Source organism: Micromonospora humidisoli (assembly GCF_016900955.1).
In the GTDB taxonomy this organism is placed as follows: Bacteria; Actinomycetota; Actinomycetes; order Mycobacteriales; family Micromonosporaceae; genus Micromonospora; species Micromonospora wenchangensis.
On record NZ_JAFEUO010000004.1, the window covers coordinates 271,145 to 296,476 of the forward strand.

22 protein-coding genes and 1 tRNA gene are annotated in these 25,332 nt (G+C 71.8%); 6 read left to right on the top strand and 17 right to left on the bottom strand.

Annotated elements, in window-relative coordinates; translation table 11 throughout:
- Positions 1–153: 153 nt before the first annotated feature.
- The 3 genes from JQN84_RS16040 to uvrB are packed head-to-tail and all read right to left on the bottom strand — an operon-like array spanning position 154 to position 3,568.
- Positions 154–522 (bottom strand): VOC family protein, encoded by a 369-nt coding sequence (locus JQN84_RS16040; RefSeq protein WP_204959180.1) that lies wholly within the window; start codon positions 520–522, stop codon positions 154–156.
- 23 nt (positions 523–545) lie between these two features.
- Positions 546–1,463, bottom strand: a complete 918-nt coding sequence (locus JQN84_RS16045) for an AraC family transcriptional regulator (protein ID WP_281895734.1) — start codon at positions 1,461–1,463, stop codon at positions 546–548.
- Complete coding sequence (gene uvrB / locus JQN84_RS16050; protein ID WP_204959181.1) at positions 1,460–3,568, bottom strand: excinuclease ABC subunit UvrB; 2,109 nt, start codon at positions 3,566–3,568, stop codon at positions 1,460–1,462. Before uvrB ends, JQN84_RS16045 begins: the two co-directional genes overlap by 4 nt.
- A gap of 548 nt (positions 3,569–4,116) precedes the next feature.
- Here uvrB and JQN84_RS16055 point away from each other — a divergent pair.
- Positions 4,117–5,538 (top strand): amino acid adenylation domain-containing protein, encoded by a 1,422-nt coding sequence (locus JQN84_RS16055; RefSeq protein ID WP_204959182.1) that lies wholly within the window; start codon positions 4,117–4,119, stop codon positions 5,536–5,538.
- 45 nt (positions 5,539–5,583) lie between these two features.
- Here JQN84_RS16055 and coaE read toward each other — a convergent pair whose 3' ends face one another.
- Positions 5,584–6,792 carry a dephospho-CoA kinase gene (coaE, locus tag JQN84_RS16060; RefSeq protein ID WP_204959183.1) on the bottom strand — a complete coding sequence of 403 codons (1,209 nt, stop codon included), beginning with the start codon at positions 6,790–6,792 and terminating at the stop codon, positions 5,584–5,586.
- Positions 6,793–7,001: 209 nt separating this feature from the next.
- Entirely contained in the window at positions 7,002–8,501 is a 1,500-nt protein-coding gene (gene rpsA / locus JQN84_RS16065; protein ID WP_204959184.1) for a 30S ribosomal protein S1, read from the bottom strand.
- Between the two features lie 386 nt (positions 8,502–8,887).
- On the opposite strand from rpsA, the gene JQN84_RS16070 reads away from it, so the two are divergent.
- The 3 genes from JQN84_RS16070 (at position 8,888) to JQN84_RS16080 (ending at position 10,838) form a co-directional block, all read left to right on the top strand.
- On the top strand, positions 8,888–9,697 hold the full coding sequence (locus tag JQN84_RS16070) for a class I SAM-dependent methyltransferase (protein WP_204959185.1): 810 nt from the start codon (positions 8,888–8,890) through the stop codon (positions 9,695–9,697).
- Between the two features lie 151 nt (positions 9,698–9,848).
- Positions 9,849–10,400: a Uma2 family endonuclease gene (locus JQN84_RS16075; protein WP_204959624.1), complete on the top strand. Its 552-nt coding sequence runs from the start codon at positions 9,849–9,851 to the stop codon at positions 10,398–10,400.
- A 90-nt stretch (positions 10,401–10,490) separates the two neighbouring features.
- A complete protein-coding gene (locus tag JQN84_RS16080; protein WP_204926051.1) occupies positions 10,491–10,838 on the top strand; it encodes a DUF3140 domain-containing protein in 348 nt (115 codons plus the stop codon).
- Positions 10,839–10,911: 73 nt separating this feature from the next.
- Here the strand turns inward: JQN84_RS16080 and JQN84_RS16085 are convergent, their stop codons facing one another.
- From JQN84_RS16085 to JQN84_RS16140, 12 genes are all read right to left on the bottom strand, one after another.
- Positions 10,912–11,472: a cysteine hydrolase family protein gene (locus JQN84_RS16085; RefSeq protein ID WP_204959186.1), complete on the bottom strand. Its 561-nt coding sequence runs from the start codon at positions 11,470–11,472 to the stop codon at positions 10,912–10,914.
- A gap of 38 nt (positions 11,473–11,510) precedes the next feature.
- Positions 11,511–14,219 carry a DNA polymerase I gene (gene polA / locus JQN84_RS16090; RefSeq protein WP_204959187.1) on the bottom strand — a complete coding sequence of 903 codons (2,709 nt, stop codon included), beginning with the start codon at positions 14,217–14,219 and terminating at the stop codon, positions 11,511–11,513.
- A 72-nt stretch (positions 14,220–14,291) separates the two neighbouring features.
- Positions 14,292–15,128 carry an amino acid ABC transporter ATP-binding protein gene (locus JQN84_RS16095; protein ID WP_281895719.1) on the bottom strand — a complete coding sequence of 279 codons (837 nt, stop codon included), beginning with the start codon at positions 15,126–15,128 and terminating at the stop codon, positions 14,292–14,294.
- Positions 15,125–16,114 carry an amino acid ABC transporter permease gene (locus JQN84_RS16100; RefSeq protein ID WP_204959188.1) on the bottom strand — a complete coding sequence of 330 codons (990 nt, stop codon included), beginning with the start codon at positions 16,112–16,114 and terminating at the stop codon, positions 15,125–15,127. Before JQN84_RS16100 ends, JQN84_RS16095 begins: the two co-directional genes overlap by 4 nt.
- Before the next feature lie 6 nt (positions 16,115–16,120).
- Positions 16,121–17,026, bottom strand: coding sequence for an ABC transporter substrate-binding protein (locus JQN84_RS16105; protein WP_204959189.1), 906 nt, complete (start codon positions 17,024–17,026; stop codon positions 16,121–16,123).
- A gap of 29 nt (positions 17,027–17,055) precedes the next feature.
- Entirely contained in the window at positions 17,056–17,766 is a 711-nt protein-coding gene (locus JQN84_RS16110) for an ABC transporter ATP-binding protein (RefSeq protein WP_204959190.1), read from the bottom strand.
- Positions 17,756–18,601, bottom strand: a complete 846-nt coding sequence (locus JQN84_RS16115) for an ABC transporter ATP-binding protein (protein ID WP_372445987.1) — start codon at positions 18,599–18,601, stop codon at positions 17,756–17,758. Before JQN84_RS16115 ends, JQN84_RS16110 begins: the two co-directional genes overlap by 11 nt.
- Positions 18,594–19,739, bottom strand: coding sequence for a branched-chain amino acid ABC transporter permease (locus tag JQN84_RS16120; RefSeq protein WP_204959191.1), 1,146 nt, complete (start codon positions 19,737–19,739; stop codon positions 18,594–18,596). The genes JQN84_RS16115 and JQN84_RS16120 overlap by 8 nt, the downstream gene beginning before the upstream one ends.
- Positions 19,736–20,686 carry a branched-chain amino acid ABC transporter permease gene (locus JQN84_RS16125; protein ID WP_204959192.1) on the bottom strand — a complete coding sequence of 317 codons (951 nt, stop codon included), beginning with the start codon at positions 20,684–20,686 and terminating at the stop codon, positions 19,736–19,738. The genes JQN84_RS16120 and JQN84_RS16125 overlap by 4 nt, the downstream gene beginning before the upstream one ends.
- 102 nt (positions 20,687–20,788) lie before the next feature.
- Entirely contained in the window at positions 20,789–21,949 is a 1,161-nt protein-coding gene (locus tag JQN84_RS16130; protein WP_204959193.1) for a branched-chain amino acid ABC transporter substrate-binding protein, read from the bottom strand.
- 273 nt (positions 21,950–22,222) lie between these two features.
- A complete protein-coding gene (locus JQN84_RS16135) occupies positions 22,223–23,395 on the bottom strand; it encodes a beta propeller repeat protein (RefSeq protein ID WP_204959194.1) in 1,173 nt (390 codons plus the stop codon).
- Positions 23,396–23,719: 324 nt separating this feature from the next.
- Complete coding sequence (locus tag JQN84_RS16140; protein ID WP_088643111.1) at positions 23,720–24,343, bottom strand: ANTAR domain-containing response regulator; 624 nt, start codon at positions 24,341–24,343, stop codon at positions 23,720–23,722.
- A gap of 95 nt (positions 24,344–24,438) precedes the next feature.
- Between JQN84_RS16140 and JQN84_RS16145 the strand changes: the two genes are divergently transcribed.
- A tRNA-Leu gene (locus JQN84_RS16145) sits at positions 24,439–24,522 on the top strand.
- Between the two features lie 31 nt (positions 24,523–24,553).
- A complete protein-coding gene (locus JQN84_RS16150; RefSeq protein WP_204959195.1) occupies positions 24,554–25,303 on the top strand; it encodes a transcriptional regulator in 750 nt (249 codons plus the stop codon).
- Positions 25,304–25,332: the final 29 nt, after the last annotated feature.

Consider the following 25,332-nt stretch of genomic DNA (forward strand, 5'->3'; position numbering starts at 1 on the left):
CCCCACGAGGGAGGGTACGCAGGATCATCACCCAGGGCAACATTTTGCTTGCACACCGCAACGCCTATCTGAGTCGTCCTCGGATGACGCCGTCGTCGTCCGGCCCCGAACGGCAGCCCCCCGTTCTCCACCGCTGCCGTTCGGGGCACCCGGTCAGGGCCGGTAGGTGCCGAACGACCAGACGTTGCCGGCGAGGTCCCGGGCCGCATAGTCCCGGGAACCGTAGTCGGTGTCGAACGGCTCGCGGATGATCTCCGCCCCGGCCGCCCGCGCGCGGTCGTGGTGGGCGTCCGGGTCGTCGACCGCCACGTAGACGGCGTAGTCGTCGTCGGCCGGCCGGTCCGGTCGACCCCGGCCGGTGCCGAGCATGACGATGCCGTCGCCGAGCGCCAGTTCGGCGTGTGCCACCGTCGTGTCCGGACCGTCGTGCACCGCGTGGACCCGGAACCCGAACGCGGCGCAGAGCCAGTCGATCGCCGCCCGCGCGTCGGGGTACCGGAAGGTCGGGTAGATGTTCGTCATGCGCCGAGTGTGCCGCCCACCGGTCAGCCCGGATTGGACGAATGGGAACCCGGCCGGCCCAGCGCCGCCGGGGTCGTCCCGGTGAACTCCCGGAACTCCCGGATCAGGTGCGACTGGTCGTAGTACCCCCAGCGTGCCGCCAGCCCGGCCCAGCCGTCCATTGGCCCCGTCCGGCCGTCCACCGACCCGGGACCCTCAGGTGGGGCGGGCCCGGCGGAGACCGCGTCCTGCCGGCCCAGCGCCGCGTACGCCCGCTGGAAACGCAGCAGCCGGGCGGTCGTCTTCGGGCCCAGCCCCAGTTCCCGGCGGAACCGCGCGGCCAGGTGCCGGCGGCTCCACCCCAACTCGTCGGCCAACCCGCCGATGCCGATCCGGCCGGCCGAGCCGGTGAGCAGGTCCCAGGCCCGGTCGAGGTGCGGATCGACCGGGTCGGCGTCCGCCAGCCGGGCGTCGAGCGCCGCGTCGAGCAGGGCGAACCGGTGTGGCCAGTCCGGTGCCCCGGCCAGCCGGGCCCGCAACCGGTGAAGCCACGGGTCGGGCAACCCGTCGAGCGCCACCGCCCGGTTGGTCAACTCCCCCAACGGCACCCCGAGGACCCGGCGGGCCGCAGGCGGGGTGAGCAGCAACTGCACCCCCGCCCCGGCACCGGCCGTCGAGGTCGTGCAGTAGCCGTCGTACGGCCCGGCCACGAACGAGTCCACCCGGTACGCGCTGTGCGCCGCCGAGCGCGGGTTCAGCACGTCGAGCGGGGCGCCCCAGCCGAGGATGAGGACCACGAACGCGCCGGCCGCCTCGTGCCGTACCAGTGCCGGCGCGTCCCGCCCCGACTCCACGCCCACCGGAGCACCCTCCCGGTAGCCCAGGTACCGGCCCACGACGGGACGCAGCCGTGCCGCCGGCAGGCCGACACGCACCTCGTCCAGCACCGGCCCGTCCGTCACTTCACCCCGGCGGCGTCCATCCCCCGCAGCTCCTTCTTGAGATCGGCGACCTCGTCACGGATCCGCGCGGCCAACTCGAACTGCAACTCCCGGGCGGCGGCGAGCATCTGGTCGTTGAGCTCCTGGATGAGCTGGGCCAGGTCGGCGCGGGCCATCCCCTCCCGCGACGGCGTGCCGGCGGTGGCCCGACTGCGGCTGCGGGTCTCCTTGACCGGGGCCTTGCCCCGGGACAGCTGCCGCGCGGCACCGCCGACCCGGGCGCTCTCGGTGTCCTCCGCCTCCCGGTAGATGTCGTCGAGGATGTCGTGGATCTTCTTGCGCAGCGGCTCGGGGCTGATCCCGTGCGCCTCGTTGTGCGCGATCTGCTTGGCCCGGCGACGGTTGGTCTCGTCGATCGCCGACGCCATCGAGGGGGTGATCTTGTCGGCGTACATGTGGACCTGGCCGGAGACGTTACGGGCGGCCCGGCCGATGGTCTGGATCAGCGACCGGCCGCTGCGCAGGAAGCCCTCCTTGTCGGCGTCGAGGATCGCCACCAGGGAGACCTCGGGCAGGTCGAGACCCTCCCGCAGCAGGTTGATGCCGACCAGCACGTCGTAGTCGCCCTTGCGCAGCTCGCGCAGCAGCTCCACCCGGCGCAGGGTGTCGACCTCGGAGTGCAGGTAACGCACCCGGATGCCGTTCTCCAGCAGGTAGTCGGACAGGTCCTCGGCCATCTTCTTGGTCAGCGTGGTGACCAGCACCCGCTCGTCGCGCTCGGTGCGCAGCTTGATCTCGTGCATCAGGTCGTCGATCTGCCCCTTGGTCGGTTTGATCACGACCTCCGGGTCGATCAGACCGGTGGGGCGGATGACCTGCTCGACGAACTCGCCCTGGGCCTGCTCCAACTCCCACGGGCCGGGGGTGGCGGAGAGGAAGACCAACTGGCCGACCCGCTCCAGGAACTCGTCGAAGCGCAGCGGCCGGTTGTCGGCGGCACTGGGCAGCCGGAAGCCGTGGTCGATGAGCATCCGCTTGCGCGAGGCGTCGCCCTCGAACATGCCGCCGATCTGCGGGATGGTGACGTGCGACTCGTCGACCACGGTGAGGAAGTCGTCGGGGAAGTAGTCGAGCAGGCAGTGCGGCGGGCTGCCGGGCAACCGGCCGTCGATGTGCATCGAGTAGTTCTCGATGCCTGAGCAGAAGCCGACCTGCCGCATCATCTCCAGGTCGTAGGTGGTGCGCATCCGCAGCCGCTGCGCCTCCAGCAGCTTGCCCTGCCGTTCCAGCTCGGCCAGCCGGTCGGCCAGCTCGGCCTCGATGTCCCGGGTGGCCCGCTCCATCCGCTGCGGGCCGGCCGCGTAGTGGGTGGCCGGGAAGATCAGCAGATTGTCGACCTCCCTGACCACGTCCCCGGTGAGCGGGTTGAGGTAGTAGAGCTTCTCCACCTCGTCGCCGAACAGCTCGATCCGGACGGCCAGCTCCTCGTATGCCGGGATGATCTCCAGAGTGTCGCCCCGGACCCGGAACGTGCCCCGCTGGAAGGCCATGTCGTTGCGGGTGTACTGGATGTCGACCAGGCGGCGCAGCAACTGGTCGCGGTCGAGTTCCTGCCCGACGACGACCCGCACGGCCCGGTCGAGGTACTCCTCCGGGGTGCCCAGGCCGTAGATGGCCGAGACGGTCGCCACCACGATCGTGTCCCGCCGGGTGAGCAGCGACATGGTCGCCTTGTGCCGCAGCCGCTCGACCTCCTCGTTGATCGAGGAGTCCTTCTCGATGTAGGTGTCGGTCTGCGGGATGTACGCCTCGGGCTGGTAGTAGTCGTAGTAGGAGACGAAGTACTCGACCGAGTTGTGCGGGAGCAGCTCGCTGAACTCCTTGGCGAGCTGGGCGGCGAGGGTCTTGTTGGGGGCGAGCACCAGGGTCGGCCGTTGCAGCCGCTCGACCAGCCACGCCGTGGTGGCGCTCTTGCCGGTGCCGGTGGCGCCGAGCAGCACGGTGTTACGATCACCACGCCGGACCCGGCGCTCAAGATCATCAATGGCGGCCGGCTGGTCGCCGGCCGGCTGGAACTCGCTGACGACCTGGAAGCGACCGTCGAGCCGGGGAATGTCGAGCGCCATGACCCCCACGGTACGCCGCGGGTCCGACACTTCACCGCGATCGCCGGACAGCCGGTGATCAGCTTCGATATTGCCATTGTGGCCCACATCGCAGCCGGCTAGCCTGGACAGCGTAGGCCGCTCGCGGCGGCCGACCGCGGCGGTGGCCGGGCCCTCGACAGGCTCCCACCGCCCGGCACCTGGGGTCGCAGCACCCGGACATCACCGGCGTGCGCATCCCGCGTGGTCGCGCCCCTGGCGCAGACCGGCCGCCGCGAGCGCCCCTGCACGTCTCCCCCACCCCCACCGGCACCACCGATCCGCCACCGGCACCCCGTCTGCCCCGCAGCGCCCCGTCCGACCCCGGCGGCGTCACTCCGGTCCGGCTGACCCCGGCGGCGTCACTCCGCCCCGGCCGGCCCGTTCAACCACACGTGGACACCTCGCCCGATCAGCCACCACGCCCATCGGGAGCCGGTCCGGACCACCGCCGCGCCGGCCGCCACCACCGCGACGCCGCCGCGGACGGCACACCGGGCCGGCGACGGACCACCCTGGTCGCCCTGGTCGTGGTCGCCGTCACGGCCGCAACGGCCCTCGTGGCCGGCCTGGTCTCCGGCGCACCCGCCCCGACCACCACGGCGCGGGCCCTCACCGACGACGAGGCCGAGCGGCTCGCCGCCGTCCGGGTCGGCACCTACCGGGACGTCCGGGCCGGGGTACGGGTGGCCGTCGGCACCGGGGCCGGGCGCACCGACCTGGTCGGCTGGGTCGACTGGTCCCGCCCGCTGGCCTACCTCGACGTCGGCGGCCCGGGAGCCGGACCGGACCGGGGCCTGGTGCAGGCCACCCCGTCGGCGGTGGTGCAGCGCCCCGACCCCGCCGCGATCGTGGCCCCGGGCCGGCCACCGCTGGTGCCGCCCGGTGACCGCTGGCGGCTGCGGAACCCGGCACCCGGGCGGGGCCTGGGCGGGGCGCTCACCGTGCTCTTCGCCCTCGCCGCCGACCGGGCCGCACCCGCCGCTGCGCTGCGCGCCGGAGGCGGCCGGTGGCTCGGCCGGGAGACCCTCGGCGGCGACCAGGTCGACGTCCTCCAAGCGGCGCTGTGGCCAGCTGCAGGACCCGCCACCGGAGCGCCCACGGCCAACCCACAGGCCACCACGGCACCCGCCACCGCCGTGCCGGACGGGCGTCCGGCCGACGACGCCGACCCCCGCTGGTGGGTCGACCGCGACGCGCGGCTGCGCCGCTGGGCGGGTCGGCTCGCCGACGGCACCCCGATCACGGTCGACCTGGACCGGTTCGACCGGCCGACCCCCTGGCCCGTCGACGTGCTCGGCGGCCGGCCCGGCCTGCCCCGCGCCCCCACCGACGAGGAGACCGCCCGGCTGGACCGGCTCGCCACCCGGCTGCGCTCCGGGACCGGGAGCGCGGCGGTCACCGTCACCGCACCCCTCGGCAGCGCCGCCAACCTGCGCGGCGGCGGCTGGCTGAGCTGGACGGCCGGCGTCGCCTACCTGTCCGTCGCCGAACTGGACACCCTCGGCCGCCGGACGCTGCGGCGTCGGGACCGGGCCGGCTTCGCCCGGGCGGACGTACCGGTCGGACCGCACACCGCGGCCTCCGGCCCGTCGGCGGCACCGCCGCTGCCGCTGCCGACCGGGGCCGGCTGGCGGCTCGCGGCCCGGCCGGCCGACGAGTTGGACACGCTGGTCGAGGCGGCGGTGCGGGCCGCCACGCCGAGCCGGGACACGACCACGACGGTCCACGTCCGCAGCGACCGACGGGCCGACCGCCCGGTGGACGTGTTCGAGGTACGCCGCCAGGGCCAGCGGCTGCGGTACTGGCTGGACCGTTCCGGCTTCCTGCACCGGTTGGAGCTGCGCACCACCGGCGGGCTGTGGGCGCAACTGGAGCTGACCCCCGGCCCGCTGCCGGCGGGGATCGTCCCCACCCACCGGAAACCGCCCCCGCCAGCCCGGCCAGGCTGACCCGGCGGCAGCACCGTCAGGCTGACCCGGCAGGACGGCAGCCGGTCAGGGCCGCCAGCCGGTCCGCGCCGCCCACTCCTGCGCCCGCAGGTACTCCTCGGCGAACCACGGGTCGGCGGCGGTGCCGGCCCCGTCGCCGTCCGGTGCCGACGCCGCCGCCTCCCGGTTCACCAGCAGGTACGCCGCCCGCCGATCGGGGTCCGCGCGCAGGTGGTCCCGCATCAGCAGGGCGTGCCGCCAACCGGCCGATCCCGCCACCCGCAGGTGCACGGCGACCGGCCGGCCCGGATCGGCGCTGCCGTGCAACCGCTGCGCCCAGCCCCCGTCACCGTCCCCACCCGTCCCGGCGTCGCGGTCCGCCCAGCGGGGGCGGTTCCCTTGCACGCCTGGCACCCTCGGGAACCCGGCGTCGGCGAGCCGGCGCGCCACCGGGCCGTCCGCCTCGGCCATCGACGGCACGGTCACCTGCACGTCGATGACGTCCCGCCCGGCCAGCCCCGGGACAGCGGTGGGACCGACATGGTCGATCCGCAGGTCGTCGGGGGCCAGCGCGTGCCGGATCCGGGCGGCGATCCGGGCGTACTGCTGCGGCCAGGTCGGGTCCGGCGCGGTCGACACCGCCGGCCCACCCGGGACCACCAGCTGTTCCCGCACGTTACGTTCGTAGGGCACCAGGCGTGCCGACCAGAGGGCGTCCACGGCGGCGTGCAGCTCGTCGAGGCCGCCCTCGTTGTCGAGCACCACGTCGGCCGCCGCGCGGCGACGGGCGTCGTCGGCCTGCGCGGCGATCCGCCGCTCGGCCTCCGCGCGGCTCATCCCCCGGGTCCGCACCAACCGCTCCACCCGGATGGCCACGGCCGTCCGCACCACCACCACCAGGTGGTACGTCGGCGCGAGCCCCACCTCCACCAGCAGCGGTACGTCGTTGACCACCACCGCGTCGGCGGGTGCCGCGGCGAACAGCTCGGCGGACCGGGCCCGTACCCGGGGATGGGTGATCTCCTCCAGCCGGCGACGGGCGGTCGCGTCGGCGAAGACCAGTGCGCCCAGCGCCGCCCGGTCCAGCGTCCCGTCGGCGGCCAGCACCCGCTCGGAGAAGGCGGCGACGATCGCGGCCAGCCCCTCGGTGCCCGGTGCCACCACCTCCCGGGCGATCCGGTCCGAGTCGACGATCACCGCGCCCCGCTCGGCCAGCCGGGTCGCCACGGCGCTCTTGCCGGACCCGATGCCGCCGGTCAACCCCACCCTCAGCACCCGCCCAGTCAACCGGACCGCCTCCCACCCCACCACACCGCCCCACCCCTGAGTCGATCGCCCCGTCGCGGGACGGGAGCGGAGGCACCCGGACGGCACAGAGCCCCGCCCCCGGTCCGCGTGGCGGATCGGGGGCGGGGCTCCTGTGTCAGCGGCTACCCGGACCCGGTGACGTCAGACGTCGTACCGGGTGGGAGGCAGCGTCCGGCTCACTTGCCGCCGGCGAGCTTCTCCCGCAGCGCGGCGAGCGCCTCGTCGGTGGCCAGGGTGCCGGCCGGCTCCTCGGCCTGCCGGCTCGGGGTCGACGAGCTGGTCGAGGTGGTGGTGCCACCACCGGCGGCCACGGGCGGAGCCGGGTTGGCAGCGGCCTCGGCGTCGGCGGCCCGGGAGGTCTGCACCTGCTTGGTGTGGGCCTCCCAGCGCTGACGCGCCTCGGCGTACTGGTTCTCCCAGGTCTCGCGCTGCTTGTCGTACCCTTCGAGCCACTCGCCCGTCTCCGGGTCGAAGCCCTCCGGGTAGATGTAGTTGCCCTCGTTGTCGTACGTCGCGGCCATGCCGTAGAGGGTCGGGTCGAAGTGCTCCTCGCCCTCGACGAAGCCCTCGTTGGCCTGCTTGAGCGACAGCGAGATCCGGCGGCGCTCCAGGTCGATGTCGATGACCTTGACCATGACCTCGGAGCCGACCTGGACGACCTGCTCCGGGATCTCCACGTGGCGCTCGGCCAGCTCGGAGATGTGGACCAGGCCCTCGATGCCGTCGTCGACCCGGACGAACGCGCCGAACGGCACCAGCTTGGTGACCTTACCCGGCACGATCTGCTGGATCGCGTGGGTCCGGGCGAACTGCCGCCACGGGTCCTCCTGGGTCGCCTTCAGCGACAGCGAGACCCGCTCGCGGTCCAGGTCGACGTCCAGGACCTCGACCTCGACCTCCTGGCCCACCTCGACGACCTCGGACGGGTGGTCGATGTGCTTCCAGGACAGCTCGGAGACGTGCACCAGGCCGTCCACGCCGCCCAGGTCGACGAACGCGCCGAAGTTGACGATCGAGGAGACGACGCCCTTGCGGACCTGCCCCTTCTGGAGCTTGTTGAGGAACTCGGTGCGCACCTCGGACTGCGTCTGCTCCAGCCAGGCCCGGCGGGACAGGACCACGTTGTTGCGGTTCTTGTCCAGCTCGATGATCTTGGCTTCGAGCTCGCGGCCGACGTACGGCTGCAGGTCACGCACCCGCCGCATCTCGACCAGCGACGCGGGCAGGAAGCCGCGCAGGCCGATGTCGAGGATGAGACCACCCTTGACGACCTCGATGACCGAGCCGCGGACGACACCGTCCTCGTCCTTGATCTTCTCGATCGTGCCCCAGGCCCGCTCGTACTGCGCCCGCTTCTTGGAGAGGATCAGCCGCCCCTCCTTGTCCTCCTTCTGGAGGACCAGGGCCTCGATGTGGTCACCGACCGAGACGACCTCGGCGGGGTCCACGTCGTGCTTGATCGACAACTCCCGCGAGGGGATGACACCCTCGGTCTTGTAGCCGATGTCGAGCAGGACCTCGTCCCGATCGACCTTGACGACGGTGCCTTCGACAATGTCGCCGTCGTTGAAGTACTTGATGGTCTCGTCGATCGCGGCGAGGAAAGCCTCCTCGGAACCGAGATCGTCGTGGGTGACCCGGGTGGCGCTCGAGGGGGCCTCGATGCTGCTCGTCATGTGGGCGGTTGCTCCGGTCGGATGGGTTGTCACAGCAGGCGTGGTGTCGCAGTGACCCGTTCGCGCCAGCGGATCCGCCACCGACCCCACCTGACGATCGCCAAGAGAGGATCATCGGTGCTCCGGTGACCGCGCACCTGCTCCCTGCCGAGGTACACGATCCACGAGCGCATCGTCTAGCCTACCCGCTGCATTACCACAGCGTGCAAGCCCTCCCGGGTCCTCACGACCTCGTCTGCTGCGAAAGCGGAGATTTCGGTGGGAAAGCACCTCCGCTGTCTCATCCGTCACATCCGCCCCACGGGACCGACAGCGTACGGCCGTCCGCCGCGCCGCGCACGCCGGGGTCCGGCGGACGACGCCACCGCAGGGCCTAGCGTGAACGGGTGGACGACGACGAGCGGGTGATCCGACGCCGGGTGGGCGACACCGAGGCACGGCGGGCCAACCGCGGCTGGTGGGACGCCGATGCCGACGACTACCAGGCCGAACACGGGGCCTTCCTGGGCGAGGTGGACTTCCGCTGGTGCCCGGAGGGGCTGCGCGAGTCCGAGGCGCGGCTGCTCGGCGAGCTGGCCGGGCGACGGGTGCTGGAGGTCGGCTGCGGCGCGGCGTCCTGCGCCCGCTGGCTGGCCACCCAGGGGGCCGAGCCGGTCGCCTTCGACCTCTCCGCCGGCATGCTGCGGCACGCCACCCGCGCCGCCGGCACCACCGGGGTACGCGTCCCGCTGGTGCAGGCCGACGCGTTGGCCCTGCCGTTCGCCGGGGCGTCGTTCGACATCGCCTGCACGGCGTTCGGGGCGATCCCGTTCGTCGCCGACTCGGCCGCCCTGATGGCCGAGGTGCACCGGGTGCTGCGCCCCGGCGGGCGCTGGGTGTTCTCGGTGACCCACCCGATGCGCTGGGTCTTCCTGGACGACCCCGGCGAGGGCGGGCTCACCGCCGTGCACTCGTACTTCGACCGCTCCCCCTACGTCGAGCAGGACGAGCGGGGGGTGGCCAGCTACGTGGAGCAGCACCGCACCCTCGGCGACCGGATCCGCGAACTGATCGGTGCCGGCTTCCGCCTGGTCGACCTGGTGGAACCGGAGTGGCCGGCCGGCCACCGGGATACCTGGGGGCAGTGGAGCCCGCTACGTGGGCGGCTCTTCCCCGGCACCGCCATCTTCGTCACCGAGAAGCCGGCCACCACCTGACCGAGCACCACCTGACCGGCCGGCGTTCCACGGCGCCGAACGGCCGCCGTCGCACCGCCGGTGCGCCCTGACGCCCCGTGCCCGGCGGTACGCTGCCGTCATGAGCGCCGAGTCCATCCCGACATCACCTGGCCCCTGGTGTCCGGACCCGATGCGGCAGCAGCGTGCCGACTACACGCTGGAGGATCTGCTCGCCCTGCCGGACGACGCCCCCCGCGTCGAGCTCGTCGACGGAGTGATCCAGGTGACGCCCTCACCCACCCTGGGCCATCAGAACATCGCCAGCCTGCTGTGGTTGTGGCTGCACAGCCGGGTGCCCGACCGCCTCCGGGTCGCCCAGGCGGTCGGGGTCGGGTTGAGCGCCAACACCAGCCGTCAGCCGGACGTGCTGCTCTACCGGGCCGAGGTGCCGGCCGACCGGTTCCGCCTGCGCCCTTCCGACGTCCTGCTCGCGGTGGAGATCGTCTCGCCCGGCACCCGACGGGTCGACCGGTTCGCCAAACCCGGTGAGTACGCCGCCGCCGGCATCCCGTTCTACTGGCGCGTCGAACAGGACCCGGTGCACCTCTACGCGTACCGGATCGGCGACCGGGTCGGCCCCGGCGGGGAGCGGCAGTACGAGTTGGTCGCCGACAGCGCCGAGCTGATCGAGCTGACCGAACCGTTCGACATCAAACTGCCGATCGCCGAGATCACCCCGTAGCCCGGCCCGGTGGCCGCCGGGCCGGTGTTTCCGGGCGGTGCCGCCGGGTACCCGCCGGCCATGGCCGAGCACCGGTTCCAGCGCCGCACCGTGAGCCGCGCTGACGACCCGCAGCAGACCTACCGGGAGTTCACCGAGGCGGTGAACATGAAACCCGGGGAGCTGTCGTCCTGGTTGCAGACGCCCGAGTCCAAGCAGGTCGGCTGGCACAAGGGTGGCCGGTCCGGTGGCGGCGAGTCGGTGGGGCACTCGTCGGGCCGCCGGATCGTCGACCTGCTGCGCCGTAAGCGGGCCGAACTGTCCGCCGCCGACTACCGGCACATGCGCACGGTGATCGGCTACGTGCACCGGCACCTGGCGCAGCGACCGGCCGGCGACGTCCGGGACACGAAGTGGCGCTGGTCGCTGATGAACTGGGGCCACGACCCGCTGCGCTGACCGGGCCGGGCCTGCCGCCGGGCCAGGTGCTGCCCGGGTCAGGCGGGCCGGCCGCGACAGCCGGAGGGTGGGGTCAGGCCGTCGTGGCGAAGTCGACGTCCTTCGTGGCGACCGTGCCGGCCGTGCGCCCCGGGGCCTGCTGGTGCGTCCAGTAGAGGTTGGTGTGCGCGACGACCTGCCCGGGCGGCGGCGCGCCCCACCGTGTGCGGTCCTGGGTGGTGTGGGCGTCGGCGACCAGCGTGGTGTCGTAGCCCCGCACGAACGCGCCGTGCAGGGTCGACCGGACGCACGCGTCGGTCTGCGCGCCGACCACCACGAGCCGCCCGACGCGCAGCCCGGCCAGCACCGACTCCAGCTCGGTGTCCTCGAAGGAGTCGCCGTAGCGCTTGTCGACCAGCGGTTCCGCCTCGGCCGGGACCAGCTCGGGCACGATCTGCCAGTCGTCACCGCCGGGGACGAGCCGGGCGTCGGAGTGCCGCACCCAGACGACGGGCACCCCCTCCCGGCGGGCCCGCCGCACCAGGGCAGCCATGTTGGCGACCACGTCGTCACGCCGGTACGCCCCGGCGACGACCCCGTTCTGCACGTCGACGACGAGCAGTGCGGTGTGCGGCCGGTCGGCGAGTGTGCTCATGTCTCCCCCTGGTCTGGCCGGTGCGGTGGGTGCGGAGGCTAGTGGTCGGCGCTGTTCCAGTCCCGGCCGACGCCGACGGAGACCTCCAGCGGCACCGACAGCGGGTACGCCGCCCCCATCTCCTGCCGGACCAGCGTCTCCAACGCCTCCCGCTCGTCGGGGGCGACCTCGAAGACCAGCTCGTCGTGCACCTGGAGCAGCATCCGGGAGCGCAGCCCGGCGTCGCGCAGCGCGGTATCGACGCGCAGCATGGCGACCTTGATGATGTCGGCCGCCGAGCCCTGGATGGGGGCGTTGAGCGCCATCCGCTCGGCCATGTCCCGGCGCTGCCGGTTGTCGCTGACCAGGTCGGGCAGGTAGCGGCGGCGACCCAGGACGGTGGAGGTGTAGCCGTCCTGGCGGGCGCGGGCCACCACCTCCTGGAGGTAGTCGCGGACGCCGCCGAACCCGGCGAAGTAGTTCTCCATCAGCCCCCGGGCCTCCTCGGCGGTGATGCCGAGCTGCTGCGACAGGCCGAAGGCGCTCAGGCCGTACGCCAGGCCGTAGTTCATCGCTTTGATCTTGCGGCGTTGGTCGGCGGTGACCTCGCCGACCGGGACGGTGAAGACCGACGACGCGGTGGCGGCGTGGAAGTCGTGGCCGGAGTTGAACGCCTCGATCAGCGCCTCGTCCAACGACAGGTGCGCCATGATCCGCATCTCGATCTGGCTGTAGTCGGCGGTGAGCAGCGTCTGGTAGCCGTCGCCCACCACGAAGGCCCGACGGATGCGCCGGCCCTCCTCGGTGCGGATCGGGATGTTCTGGAGGTTGGGGTCGGTGGAGGAGAGCCGGCCGGTGGCCGCCACCGTCTGCTTGAACGTGGTGTGGATGCGCCCGTCGTCGGCGACCGACTTGAGCAGGCCGTCGACGGTGGTCTTGAGCTTCGCCACGTCCCGGTGGCGCAGCAGGTGCTCCAGCACGGGGTGCGGGTTCTGGGCGTAGAGCCACTGGAGCGCGTCGGCGTCGGTGGTGTAACCGGTCTTGATCTTCTTGGTCTTGGGCAGCCCCAGCTCCCCGAAGAGCAGCTCCTGGAGCTGCTTGGGCGAGCCGAGGTTGAACTCCCGCCCCACGGCGGCGTACGCGCTCTGGGCGGCGGACTTCACCTCGCCCGCGAAGTGCGCCTCCAGTTCCTGGAGGTAGTCCAGGTCGGCGCCGATGCCGACGCGTTGCATCCCCGCCAGCACCTCGGACAGCGGCAGCTCCACCTCGGCCATCAGCCGGGCGGACTGCTCGCCGTCGCGGGACAGCTCGGCGTCGATCGCGTCGGCCAGGTCGAGGGTGGCGCGCGCCTGGAGCATCAGGTTCTGCTCGGCCTCACCGTCGTCGCCGAGGCCGTCGAAGGTGAGCTGCCCGGTCTCCGGCGCGTCGACCCGCAGCTCACGGTGCAGGTAGCGCAGCGCCAGGTCGGTCAGGTCGTAGGAGCGCTGGTCGGGGCGGGCCAGGTAGGCGGCCAGCTCGGTGTCCCGGGCGACGCCGGCCAGCGACCAGCCCCGCGCGGCGAACGCCAGCCGGGCATGCTTGCTGTCGTGCAGCACCTTGGGCTGCCGGGGGTCGGCCAACCAGTCGGCCAGGGCGCATTCGTCGGCCTCGGCCAACGTCGCCGGGTCGAGCCAGGCGGCCGGGCCGCTGGCCAGCGCGAGGGCCAGCGCGTCGAGCTGCGGCTCGTAGCGCTCGCGGGGGTCCTTCGGCTTGGCCGGCGTCTTCACCGCCACGCCGACCTGGGTGCCGGCGGGGACGTGCGCGGCCAGCCAGTCGACCAGCGCGCCGGGGGCGGTGAGCCGCTCGCCGGCCAGGTCGAAGCCGGCCTCGGCCTCCGGCTCCACCGCCTCCAGGTATTGATACAGCCGGTCACGCAGGATGCGGAACTGGAGGGTGTCGAAGACCTGGTGCACGGCCTCGCGGTCCCAGCCCTGCCAGCGGGCGTCCTCGGGGCGGATCGGCAGCTCCAGGTCGGAGACCAGGCAGTTGATCTCGTAGTTGCGGATCACGTCGGCGAGCCGCTCGCGCAGGCTGTCGCCGGCCTTGCCCTTGATCTCGTCGGCGTGCGCGATCACGCCCTCGACCCCGCCGTAGGTGTTGATCCACTTGGCGGCCGTCTTCGGGCCGACGCCGGGGATGCCGGGCAGGTTGTCGCTGGTCTCGCCGACCAGGGCAGCCAGGTCGCGGTAGCGCTGCGGGCCGACGCCGTACTTGGCCTCGATCGCCGCCGGGTCCATCCGGGCCAGGTCGGAGACGCCCTTGCGCGGGTAGAGCACGGTGACGTCGTCGCCGACGAGCTGGAAGGCGTCCCGGTCGCCGGTGCTGATCAGCACCTGCATGCCCTGGTCGCGGGCCTGGCAGGCGAGGGTGGCGATCACGTCGTCGGCCTCGTAGCCCTCCCGCTCGACGACCGGGATGCGCAGCGCGTCGAGGACCTCCTTGACCAGGCTGACCTGGCCCTTGAAGTCGGCCGGGGTCTCGCTGCGGCCGGCCTTGTACTCCGCGTACTTCTCGGTGCGGAAGGAGCGGCGGGAGACGTCGAAGGCGACCACGATGTGGGTGGGCTGCTCGTCGCGGAGCACGTTGATCAGCATCGAGGTGAAGCCGTAGACCGCGTTGGTCGGCTGCCCCGTCGTGGTGGAGAAGTTCTCCACCGGCAGGGCGAAGAACGCCCGGTATGCCATGGAATGTCCGTCGACGAGGAGCAGGCGCGGCGTCGTAGCTGTCACGGCAGCGACTCTAGCCCGTACCCCCGACAACCCCCGGCGGCGGCACGGCCGCCGCCGGGGGTGGACCGGAACTCAGAGCACCTTGGCGAGGAACGTCCTGGTCCGCTCGTGTTGCGGATTGGCGATCACCTCGCGCGGGTCGCCGGACTCGACGACCACGCCGCCGTCCATGAAGACCAGCGTGTCGCCGACCTCCCGGGCGAAACCGATCTCGTGGGTCACCACGATCATGGTCATCCCGTCCCGGGCAAGGTCCTTCATCACGTCCAGGACCTCGCCGACCAGTTCCGGGTCGAGCGCGCTGGTCGGCTCGTCGAAGAGCATCAGCTTCGGCCGCATCGCCAACGCGCGGGCGATCGCCACCCGCTGCTGCTGCCCGCCGGAGAGCTGACCGGGGTACGCGCCGAGCTTGTCGCCCAGCCCCACCCGTTCCAGCAGCTGCGCGGCCCGCTCCCGGGCCGCCGCCTTCTTCTCCCGGCCCAGCAGCACCGGCGCCTCGGTCACGTTGCCCAGCACCGTCATGTGCGGGAAGAGGTTGAACCGCTGGAACACCATCCCGATCGAACGGCGCTGCGCGGCCACCTCCTTCTCCCGCATCTCGTGCAGCCGGCCGCCGCGCTCCCGGTAGCCGATCAGCTCGCCGTCCACCCGGATCGACCCGGCGTTGATCTTCTCCAGGTGGTTGATGCAGCGCAGGAAGGTCGACTTGCCGGAGCCGGACGGCCCCAGCAGGCAGCACACCTCGCCCGACCGGACCTCCAGGTCGATGCCCTTGAGCACCTCCAGCGGCCCGAACGACTTGTGCACCTGCTCGGCCCGCACCATCAGCCCGGACCCGTCGGCCGACGCACCGGCCCGGCCCGACTCGGCGGCGGGAGCACCCGCCTGGCCGGGAATCAGCTCGCTCATGCCTGACCCACCGTCCCCGCGTTGCCGCCGCCACCGGTCTCCGCCGCCATCCCGCGCAACCGCAGCCGGGCCCGGCCGGCCGGGCCGTAGCCCTTGCCGAAGTGCCGCTCCAGGAAGTACTGCCCGACCAGCAGGATGCTGGTCAGGAAGAGGTACCACAGGCAGGCGGCCACGTACATCGGGAAGATCTGGAAGGTCCGTTTGCCGACCGCGTCGAGCTGGAAGAACAGCTCCACGCTCACCGGCACGTAGAGCAGCAGCGAGGTGTCCTTGAGCATCGCGATGGTCTCGTTGCCGGTCGGCGGGATGATCACCCGCATCGCCTGCGGCAGCACCACCCGACGCAGCAGCTGCCCCCGGCTCATGCCCAGCGCCTGGGCCGCCTCGGTCTGCCCCTCGTCGACCGACTGGATGCCGGCCCGGACGATCTCGGCCATGTAGGCCGCCTCGGACAGCGCCAACCCCAGCAGGCCGGCCATGAAACCGGTGAGGATGTCCCGGGAGGAGAAGCCGAACAGCCGCAGTTGCAGGTTGTCGATGCCGAAGAGCTGGCCGAGCTGGGTGTCGAACGGCACCCCGAACTCGATCCGGCTCCACAGGATGCCGATGTTGCCGAAGACCGCCAGCAGCACCAGCCGGGGCACCGCCCGGAAGAACCAGGTGTAGAGCCAGGCGACCCCGCGCAGGATCGGATTGTCCGACAGCCGCATCACCGCCACCACCACACCCAGCGTGACGCCGATGAGCATCGCGCTCACCGTCATCAGCACCGTGCCGCGCAGCAGCCCCTCGATGATCGGCGGACGGAACATCTTGTCCACCATGAACGACCAGTTGAACGCGTCGTTGGTGACCAGCAGGTGGACGAACATGGCGACCAGCACGGCCAGCACGGCGACCGCGACCCAGCGCCCCGGGTGCCGTACGGGCACGGCGCGGAGAGGCTCCGGCCGCGCCCGTACGGTGGAAGTGTCGTGGGATTCCATGACCTGTTACGGGTTGATCGCGGGGTCCGTGATCGCGCCGTCCGCCACCTTCCACTTGTCCAGCACCGACTTGTACGACCCGTCGGCGATCAGCGCCTTGGTCGCGTCCCGCACCGCCTCGGCGAACGCCGCCTGGTCCTTGCCGACCACGTAGCCGTACGGGGCCGCCTCGTACTGCTTGTCGAGCAGTTCGAGGGCGTCGTTGGACTGGGTCACCGCGTACACCCCGACGGGGTAGTCGGCGAGCATCGCGTCGTCCTTGCCGGAGACCACCGCGGCGGTGGCGGCGTCCTGGCCGGGGAACTGCTCGACGGTGATCGCCGGCTTACCGGCGTCGGTGCAGGTCTTGGAGCGCTTCTGGATGTCCTCGACCTGGACGGTGTCCTTCTGCACGGCGATCTTCTTGCCGCAGGCGTCGTCGATCGTGACGCCGGCCGGGTTGCCCTTCTTGGTCACCCACTGGGTGCCGACCTGGAAGTAGCTGACCATGTTGGCCTGCTGCTTGCGCTCGTCGTTGATGGTGAACGACGAGACGCCCACCTCGTACTTGCCGGTGCTCACGCCGGAGATGATGTCGCCGAACGGCGCGGAGACGAACTCCGCCTTGAGGCCGAGCTTCGCCGCCACGGCGGTGAACAGCTCCACGTCGAAGCCGATCACCGTTTTGCCGTCGCTGTCGAGGAACTCCGCCGGGGCGTACGTCGAGTCGGTGCCCACGACGATCTTGCCGTCGGCCTTGATGGCCGCCGGGACCTTGTCGGCCAGCGAGGTGTCGGCCGACGCGCTGACCGAGGGACCGCCGCCGGGCTGCTCGGTGCTCTCCTCCTCGCCACAGGCGGCGAGGGAGAGCAGCAGGGCGGTCGCGCCGGCGACGCCGAACGCCGCCCGCCGACCAGGGGTGAGGTGGAACATGCGTGTACTCCTTTGCGAGGGGGCGACGGTCAGGCCACGCCCAGGTAGGCCTCTTTGACCGACGGGTCGTGCAGCAGGTCGGCGCCGGTGCCGCTCTTGACGATGCGGCCGGTCTCCAGCACGTACGCCCGGTGGGCCCGGGCGAGCGCCTGCTGCGCGTTCTGCTCCACCAGCAGGATCGTGGTGCCCTGCTCGTTGATCTCGGTGATGATGGAGAAGATCTGCTGGATCAGCATCGGGGCCAGACCCATCGACGGCTCGTCGAGCAGCAGCAGCTTGGGCCGGCTCATCAGCGCCCGGCCGACGGCCAACATCTGCTGCTCGCCGCCGGAGAGGGTGCCGCCGGCCTGCTTGCGCCGCTCGGCCAGCCGGGGGAACAGCTCCAGCACCCGGTTGAGGTCCTGGGCGATGCCCGCCCGGTCCCGCCGGGTGTAGGCGCCCATGTCGAGGTTCTCCAGCACGGTCATGCCGGGGAAGATGCCGCGACCCTCCGGGGCCTGGCACAGCCCCCGCCGGACCCGCAGGTCCGCCCGGAGCTTGGAGATGTCCTCGCCCTCGAAGCGGATCGCCCCGGAGGCGATCGGCCGGATGCCGGAGATCGCCCGCATGGTGGTGGACTTACCGGCGCCGTTCGCGCCGATCAGGGCGACGATCTCGCCCTCCCCCACGGTCAGGCTGATCCCGTGCAGCGCCTGGATGCGCCCGTACAGCAGGCTGACGTCGTCAATCTCAAGCAGCATCGTCCGGTACCCCCAGGTACGCCGCGACCACCTTCGGGTTGTCCCGCACCTCGGCGGGCAGCCCCTCGGCGATCTTCTTCCCGAACTCCAGCACCACGATCCGGTCGGTGACACCCATGACCAGGCGCATGTCGTGCTCGATCAGCAGCACGGTCACGCCGGTGTCGCGGATCTGCCGGATGAGCTGGAGCAGCTCCTCCTTCTCCGCCGGGTTGAAGCCGGCGGCCGGCTCGTCCAGGCAGAGCAGCACCGGTTCGGTGGCCAGGGCCCGGGCGATCTCCAGCCGACGCTGCTCGCCGTAGGACAGGTTGCGGGCGAACTCGTGCATCCGGGGCCGGATGCCGACGAACTCCAGCAGCCGTTCGGCCTTCTCCCGGCCCTCACGCTCCTCGCGCCAGTGCCGGGGCAGCCGCAGCAGCGCCGAGATCACGCTGGTCTTGTGGTGCGCGTCGGCACCGACCTGCACGTTCTCCAGCGCGGTCATCTCCGGGAAGAGGCGGATGTTCTGGAACGTCCGCGCCATGCCCATCTTGGTGATCTGGTGCCGCTTCTTGCCGCTGATCTTCTCGCCGCGGAACCGGATCTGACCCTCGCTGGGCTGGTAGATGCCGGTCATCGCGTTGAAGCAGGTGGTCTTGCCGGCGCCGTTCGGGCCGATCAGCCCGAGGATCTCCCCCTTGTAGAGGGTGAAGTCGACGTCGTTGAGCGCCACCACGCCGCCGAAGCGCAGCGTGACGTGGTCGACCTCCAGCAGCGGTTCCCGCCCGGGGATGGTCTCGACGGCGGGCGCGCCCGCCTGGGCCGGTACGGCCGGGGTCTGTTCGGTGTCACTCACCGACGATCACCTCCTTGCGGCGGTCCTTGAACTCCGCCGCCCGTCGTCGGTTCGGGATGAGGCCCTGCGGCCGGAAGATCATCATCAGCACGAGCACCAGGCCGAAGAAGAGGAACCGGTACTCGTACAGCTCCACGCCGAACAGCTCGATGCCGCGGAACCGCTCGATCATGTACGCCACCAGGCCGCCGCCGACGATCGCGCCGACGATGTTGCCCGAGCCGCCCAGGATGACCGCGGCCAGGATGATGATCGAGTTGAGCAGCTCGAAGTTCTGCGAGTTGACGAAGTTCTGCTTGCCGGCGAAGAGCGCACCGGCGAGGCCGGCGATCGCCGCACCCGAGGCGAACGCCCAGAGCTTGAACTTGAACGTCGGCACGCCCATCAGCTGGGCGGCGTCCTCGTCCTCGCGGATCGAGATCCAGGCCCGGCCGACCCGGCTGTGGGTCAGGTTCCGCACCCCGATCACCACCAGGATGATCAGCGTGAGCACCAGCCAGTAGTACGGGCGGGCGTCGAGCACCCCGAAGAACGGCTTGCCGTCGGCGTACTTGCCGGGCGGGTGCGGGATCTGGTTGAAGCCCCGCTGGCCCTTGAGGAACTCGGAGCTGGTCGCCGCGATCCGGATCATCTCGGCGAAGCCGAGCGTCACCAGCGCCAGGTAGTCACCGCGCAGCCGCAGGGTCGGGGTGCCGAGCATGACCCCGGAAACCATGGTGAGGGCGATCGCGATCGGCACCACCAGCAGCCACGGCCACAGCGTCTTGAGGTCGCTGCTCGGCGAGGTCAACACCGCCACGGTGTACGCGCCGACGGCGAAGAAGCCGAAGTAGCCGAGGTCGAGCAGGCCGGCGAAGCCGACCACGATGTTCAACCCGACCGCGAGCAGCACGTAGATCGAGACGGTGAAGAGCACCTGGGTGAAGTTGGAGCCCGTGGTCGGGATCGGCCCCAGGTACTGGTAGAACTCCTTGTTGGGCAGCGCGTAGAAGAACGCGATCAGCGCCGCCAGCGCCACCCAGCGCACCCAGCGCGGGGCGTCGTGCCAGCGCTGCGCGACGGCCTCGCGGCCGTGCCGCAGCCGTGTCCCGATCCCCTGCTGCTGCTCGGGGGTCGGCGGATTAACCGTCGTTGTCATGCCCGTGCCCTTCCCAGCGATTCGCCCAGCAGACCGGTCGGCCGGAACATCAGCAGCACCACCAGCACGGCGAAGGCGGCGAAGTCCTTCCACTGGCTGCCGAACAGCCCCGAGGCGTAGTTCTCCACCACACCCAGCAGCAGGCCGCCGACCAGGGCGCCCCGCAGGTTGCCGATACCGCCGAGCACCGCGGCGGTGAACGCCTTGAGGCCGAGCAGGAAGCCGACGCTGTAGGTCAGGGTCTGGATCCGCACGTCGTAGAGCAGGCCGGCGACGCCGGCCATGGAACCGCCGGCGATGAAGACCATCAGGATGATCCGGTCCTTGTTCACGCCCATCAGCGCGGCGGTGTTGGGGTCCTGGGCGACCGCCCGGATGCCCCGGCCGACCCGGCTGCGGTTGATGAACTGGTCCAAGGCGACCATCATCACCAGCGCGGCGCCGAGGGTGAGCAGCTGCACCGCGCTGATCGGCACGCCGAAGAGGTGGAACACGGGCTCGGAGCTGACCAGCTTGGGCGCGCTCTCGGGGAGCCGGCGGGTGTAGACGCCGAACGCCTCCGAGATCGCGATGGACGCGCCGATCGCGGTGATCAGGAAGGCCAGCGGTGGTGCGTTGCGCTTGCGCAGCGGGCGGTACGCCACCCGCTCGATCACGGTGGCCGTGCCGGCCGACGCGATGGCCGCGACGATCATCGCGACGAGCAGGTAGAACAGGATCGAGCCGAGCCCGCTGACCTGGGAGTCCTGGTTGAGGCCGAAGCCGTTCCAGGTCCAGATGGCGGCGAACGCGCCGGCGATGAAGACCTCGGAGTGAGCGAAGTTGATGAGTCTGAGTACGCCGTAGACCAGCGTGTAGCCGAGCGCGACCAGGGCGTAGATCGCACCCTGTGTCAGGCCGGTCGTGGTGAGTTCCCCGAAGTTGGAGAACAGTCCGTCGAAGTTCACGGGAGGGCCGCTCCGTCAGGTGTGGAGAAACAGGTGGTGCGGCCGGGAGCGAGCTCCCGGCCGCACCCGCGATCTGTCGTCAATCGCTCTCGGCGACCGTGGTCAGGCCTTCGGGATCTCCTGGTCGGGGACGACCTTGCCGCCCTGGACCTTGAACGCCCAGACCTTGACCTGCGCCGGGTCCAGCTCGCCACCCTCGACGAACTTGTAGCTCGACGCGACGCCCTCGCCGCTGTAGTTCTTCACGAACTCCAGCAGGTCGGCCCGGGTGGTCTTCTTGGCCTTGATGCCGGCGAGCAGGATGTTCGCGGCGTCGTAGGCGGTGTCGCTGTAGGTGCCCGGGTCGGCGCCGTTGAGGGCCTTGAACTCCTCGACGAAGGTGCCCCGGGCCTCGGCGGCCGGTGCGCACGGGCAGGTCATGATGGTGCCCTCGGCGGCGGCGGCACCGGCGGTGGTGATGTACGCCGGGTCGTTGGAGCCGTCACCGACGACCAGCGGGGCGGTGACGCCGGCAGCGGTGAGCTGCTTGCGGATCAGGCCGGCCTCCTGGTAGTAGCCGCCGAAGAAGACGGCCTTGACGCCGGCCGCCTTGACCTTGGTCACCACGCCGGAGAACTCGGTCTGCTTGCCCTCGCCCTGGACCTTGTCCGAGCCGACGACCGCGCCGCCGAGAATCTTCTTGACCTCGTCGGCCAGGCCCGCGCCGTAGGCGGACTGGTCGTCGATGACGTAGACCTTGTCGGCCTTCATCACGTTCTTGATGTAGGTGCCGGCCGCGGGGCCCTGGCTCAGGTCGTTGCCGACCGCCCGGAAGAAGGTCTTCCAGTTCTGCTGGGCGAGGCTGGGGCGGGTGGCGGAGGGGGTGATGGTGACCAGCCCGGCCTCGTTGAACAGCGGGCCGGCGGCCTCGGACTCGCCCGAGTAGGCCGGGCCGACGATGCCCAGGAGCTTGGCGTCGTCGATGGCCTTCTGGGCCAGACCGGGCGCCTGGTCCGGGCTGCCCTGCGAGTCCAGCTCGGCCAACTCGACCTTGCAGTCGGCGTTTTCCTTGTTGTACTTCTCGACGGCGAGCTTGACGCCGTTCTTCTCGTTGATGCCCAGCGCCGCCGAGCTGCCGGTCAGCGCGCCGAAGAACGCGATCTTGCTACCGCAGCCGTCCCCACCGGACGCCTCCTCGTCGCTGCCGCTGGAGCAAGCGGTGCCGCCGGCGACGAGCGCCAGCATGGCGACTCCACCGATCACGCGTGCGAGCTTCTGCCTCAAGGCCGGAACCCTCCTCCGTCGCATGGTCCGAACCACCCGCTGCCTATTGGCCCTTGCGGGGGCGGACGAACCAGACCGTCGTCGCCGGTCTGGGCCGGGACGTTATCCCACCGGGAAGCTGCGACGTAAGCCCCAGCAAGCGGGGTTGATCGAACCGTTACACGCCGTGGCGGATTCGAAACGATCGCTGTAAGAACCATCAGTTCCGAGAGACTTTCACTTTTTATTCGAAGGCGCGCACCCGTACCGGCCACCGCCCCCGCCTATAGCCACTCAAACCCGCCCCCACCAGGCATGGGAGCCTCTGCCGTCATCGGCCAGCAGCAGCAGTCGACCATCGCCGCCGGCCACCGTCAGCGCGGTGTCGCCGCCGTCGGCCACCGGCAACGGCACCCGCACGGAGCGCCACGACACCCCACCGTCCGTCGACACCCACACCGCGCGACCGACGCCGTCACCGGTCACCGCTACCAGCGCCCCACCCACCACGGCCAGCCCCACCACCGACAGCACCCCCGCGCCGGCCGCCCCGAAGCCGCCGACCTGCCGCCACCGCGACCCGTCGTCGGCCCACCACACGGCGAAACCATCCGAAACCGCCCCCACCGCCACCGGCCCGCCGTCGCGCGGCACCACCCGCTCCGCCCGCCCCCGGCCGTCGGGCACCGGCAGTTCCGCCCGCCGCCAGGAACGCCCGTCGACCGAAGTCCAGGCCATCGGCCGCAGCGCCGTGCCGCCCGCCGGCAGCAGCGACCCGACCACCAGCCACCCCACCGGCAGGGCCACCGCGTCGTACGCCGCCGTCCGTCCCCGGGCGTCGCCGGCCAGTTCCGGCAGCCCCTCGGCCAGGGTGAACCCGGCCGCGTCCGGCGACGTCCAGACCGCCGCGCCGTCGGCCCGGGCACCCGCGATCAACCAGCCCTGCGCACCGGCCGCCACCCGGGCCACGCTGACCGCGCGGGGCCCGCCGAACAGCTCGAACGCCGCCGGCACCTCCCGCAACGGGCCGTCGCCGTCGCGGACCCAGGTCCCGGTACGCGGGTTGCCGTGCACCCCACCGTTCTTCGCGCCCAGCGCCGCCACCCGCCCTGCGGCGCAGGCCGCCGCGTAGAGCACGTGCTGCCGGCCGTAGAACGTGCTGGCCGCGACCGGCACCGGCAGCCAGGTGGAACCGTCCGTGCTGGACCAGGCCGCCGGGCGGCTGCCACCGGTGGCGTCGACGACCCCGCCGACCAGGAACCAGACCCCGGCGCAGGAGACCGCGTCGCGCAGCACCAGCCGGCCGGCCGGACCGGGCGGCACCGGCAGGGTCGCCTCCCGCCAGGCCGGCTCGACCGGCGTCGACCGGCCGTCACCGCGCCCGGCCTCGTCGTTTCCGGGCCGGTCGCAGCCGGCGACCACCAGGACCAACAGAGCGCACACCACGAGTACGCGCCGGGCAGACATGCATCGATGCTAGGCAGCGGAACCCCGCCGTGGGGGGCGGGTCGGGCCGCCCGACCCGGCGAACCGATCGATCACTGCGCAGACGGGAGCCGGGTGATCGGGGGCAGGGGTCCACCGGCCGAGCGGACCGCCGGCCGGTACGCCGTGGTGTCGCCGCCGGCGCGGGACGGACCGCGCCGCACGGGTCGACGTCAGGACGGAACCGGACGGCCGTCGGGGCGGATTCGTCCGCCTGTTCGGAGCGGGTCGCCTCGCCGACCGGACGGGGTGGGCCGCCGGGCGGGGAGGAAAGACGGACCGATCGGCGACCGGTGCGCCGACAGGTCAGGAGGTGGGCTGCTCGGCGATCTCGCCACCGGCGGTCTCGGCGAGGATCCGCTCGGCGACCTCCTTCATGGTCATCCGGTGGTCCATGGCGGTGCGCTGGATCCACTTGAACGCCTGCGGCTCGGTCATCCCGTACGTCGTCATCAGCGCGCCCTTGGCGCGTTCGACCGTCTTGCGGATCTCCAGCCGGTCGGTGAGGCCGGCCACCTCGGACTCCAGGGCGGCGATCTCGGAGTAGCGGGACAGCGCGATCTCCACCGCCGGCACCAGGTCGCTCTTCTGGAACGGCTTGACCAGGTAGGCCATCGCACCGGCGGCCCGCGCCCGTTCCACCAGGTCACGCTGGCTGAACGCGGTCAGGATGATCACGGGGGCGATCCGGGCACCGGCGATCCGCTCGGCGGCGGCCAGGCCGTCCATGATCGGCATCTTGATGTCGAGGATGACGAGATCGGGCTTCAGCTCCTCGGCCAACCGGACGGCGGTCTCGCCGTCACCGGCCTCGCCGACGACCTCGTAACCCTCCTCGACCAGCATCTCGGCCAGGTCCAGTCGGATGAGCGCCTCGTCCTCGGCGATCAACACCCGCCTGCGCTCGGCATCCGTCTGTGTCTCGGCCACCAGCCCTACCCCCACCATCGATCCCACACGGCTACCACCCATGCTCCCGTATGAGCCTAGTCGGGTACAGTGAGCCACGCGCCCCTCGGGGTGACGCCGGGATGATGGAATCGGCAGACATGAATGCCTCAAAAGCATTTGCCTTAACAGGCGTGCGGGTTCGAGTCCCGCTCCCGGCACCTTGTCACACACCTGTTCGATGATGCCCCGGTGCATCCACCAGAGATCCGGGCCCGCGCCCGGCAGGTGCACCGCGCCGGCGGTTCGGTCGCCGACGCGGCACGTGCCGTCGGCCTTCCCTACCGCACCGTCTGGCACTGGTGCAACGACCGTCCCGAGGCGCGGCAGCGGGGCACCGAGCTGCGGTGCTTCCGGTGCCGGGACGGGCTCGACGGTCCGGCCGACCCGGTGGCCTACGCCTATCTCCTCGGCCTGTACATCGGCGACGGCCACCTGGTGACGACGGCCCGGGTGCCGGTGCTGCGGATCTACTGTGCCGCCGCCTGGCCGGGGCTGGTCGACGCGTGCGACCTGGCCATGCGGGCCGTGCTCGCCACGACGGTGCAGCGGGTGCGCAAGCAGGGCTGCGTCCGCGTGCAGAGCTACGGCCGGCACTGGCCGTGCCTGTTTCCCCAGCACGGGCCGGGCCGCAAGCACGAACGCCGGATCGGCCTGGCCGACTGGCAACGCGAGATCGTCCAGCGCCGGCCGGGCGACTTCCTGCGGGGTCTGTTCCACTCCGACGGCTGCCGGGTGGACAACCGGGTGACCGTGCGGGGCCGACCGTACGTCTACCCGCGCTACCACTTCAGCAACGAGTCCACCCACATCATGGGCCTCTGCCAGTGGGCACTCGACATGCTCGGTGTCGCCTGGACGATGAACCGCCGCAACTGCCTGTCGGTGGCGCGGCGGGCGGCGGTCGCCACCCTGGACGGCCACGTCGGCCCCAAGCACTGACCCGTCAGCAGGGCCGACCGCCCCACCGG

What these genes read in the sequence shown, in the direction of transcription:
- JQN84_RS16100 (WP_204959188.1), bottom strand. Translation starts at nt 16,114, where the DNA reads ATGGAATCCCACGACACTTCCACCGTACGGGCGCGGCCGGAGCCTCTC.
- JQN84_RS16110 (WP_204959190.1), bottom strand. Translation starts at nt 17,766, where the DNA reads ATGCTGCTTGAGATTGACGACGTCAGCCTGCTGTACGGGCGCATCCAG.
- JQN84_RS16120 (WP_204959191.1), bottom strand. Translation starts at nt 19,739, where the DNA reads ATGACAACGACGGTTAATCCGCCGACCCCCGAGCAGCAGCAGGGGATC.
- JQN84_RS16040 (WP_204959180.1), bottom strand. Translation starts at nt 522, where the DNA reads ATGACGAACATCTACCCGACCTTCCGGTACCCCGACGCGCGGGCGGCG.
- JQN84_RS16095 (WP_281895719.1), bottom strand. Translation starts at nt 15,128, where the DNA reads ATGAGCGAGCTGATTCCCGGCCAGGCGGGTGCTCCCGCCGCCGAGTCG.
- rpsA (WP_204959184.1), bottom strand. Translation starts at nt 8,501, where the DNA reads ATGACGAGCAGCATCGAGGCCCCCTCGAGCGCCACCCGGGTCACCCAC.
- JQN84_RS16085 (WP_204959186.1), bottom strand. Translation starts at nt 11,472, where the DNA reads ATGAGCACACTCGCCGACCGGCCGCACACCGCACTGCTCGTCGTCGAC.
- JQN84_RS16105 (WP_204959189.1), bottom strand. Translation starts at nt 17,026, where the DNA reads ATGTTCCACCTCACCCCTGGTCGGCGGGCGGCGTTCGGCGTCGCCGGC.
- JQN84_RS16075 (WP_204959624.1), top strand. Translation starts at nt 9,849, where the DNA reads ATGCGGCAGCAGCGTGCCGACTACACGCTGGAGGATCTGCTCGCCCTG.
- uvrB (WP_204959181.1), bottom strand. Translation starts at nt 3,568, where the DNA reads ATGGCGCTCGACATTCCCCGGCTCGACGGTCGCTTCCAGGTCGTCAGC.
- JQN84_RS16135 (WP_204959194.1), bottom strand. Translation starts at nt 23,395, where the DNA reads ATGTCTGCCCGGCGCGTACTCGTGGTGTGCGCTCTGTTGGTCCTGGTG.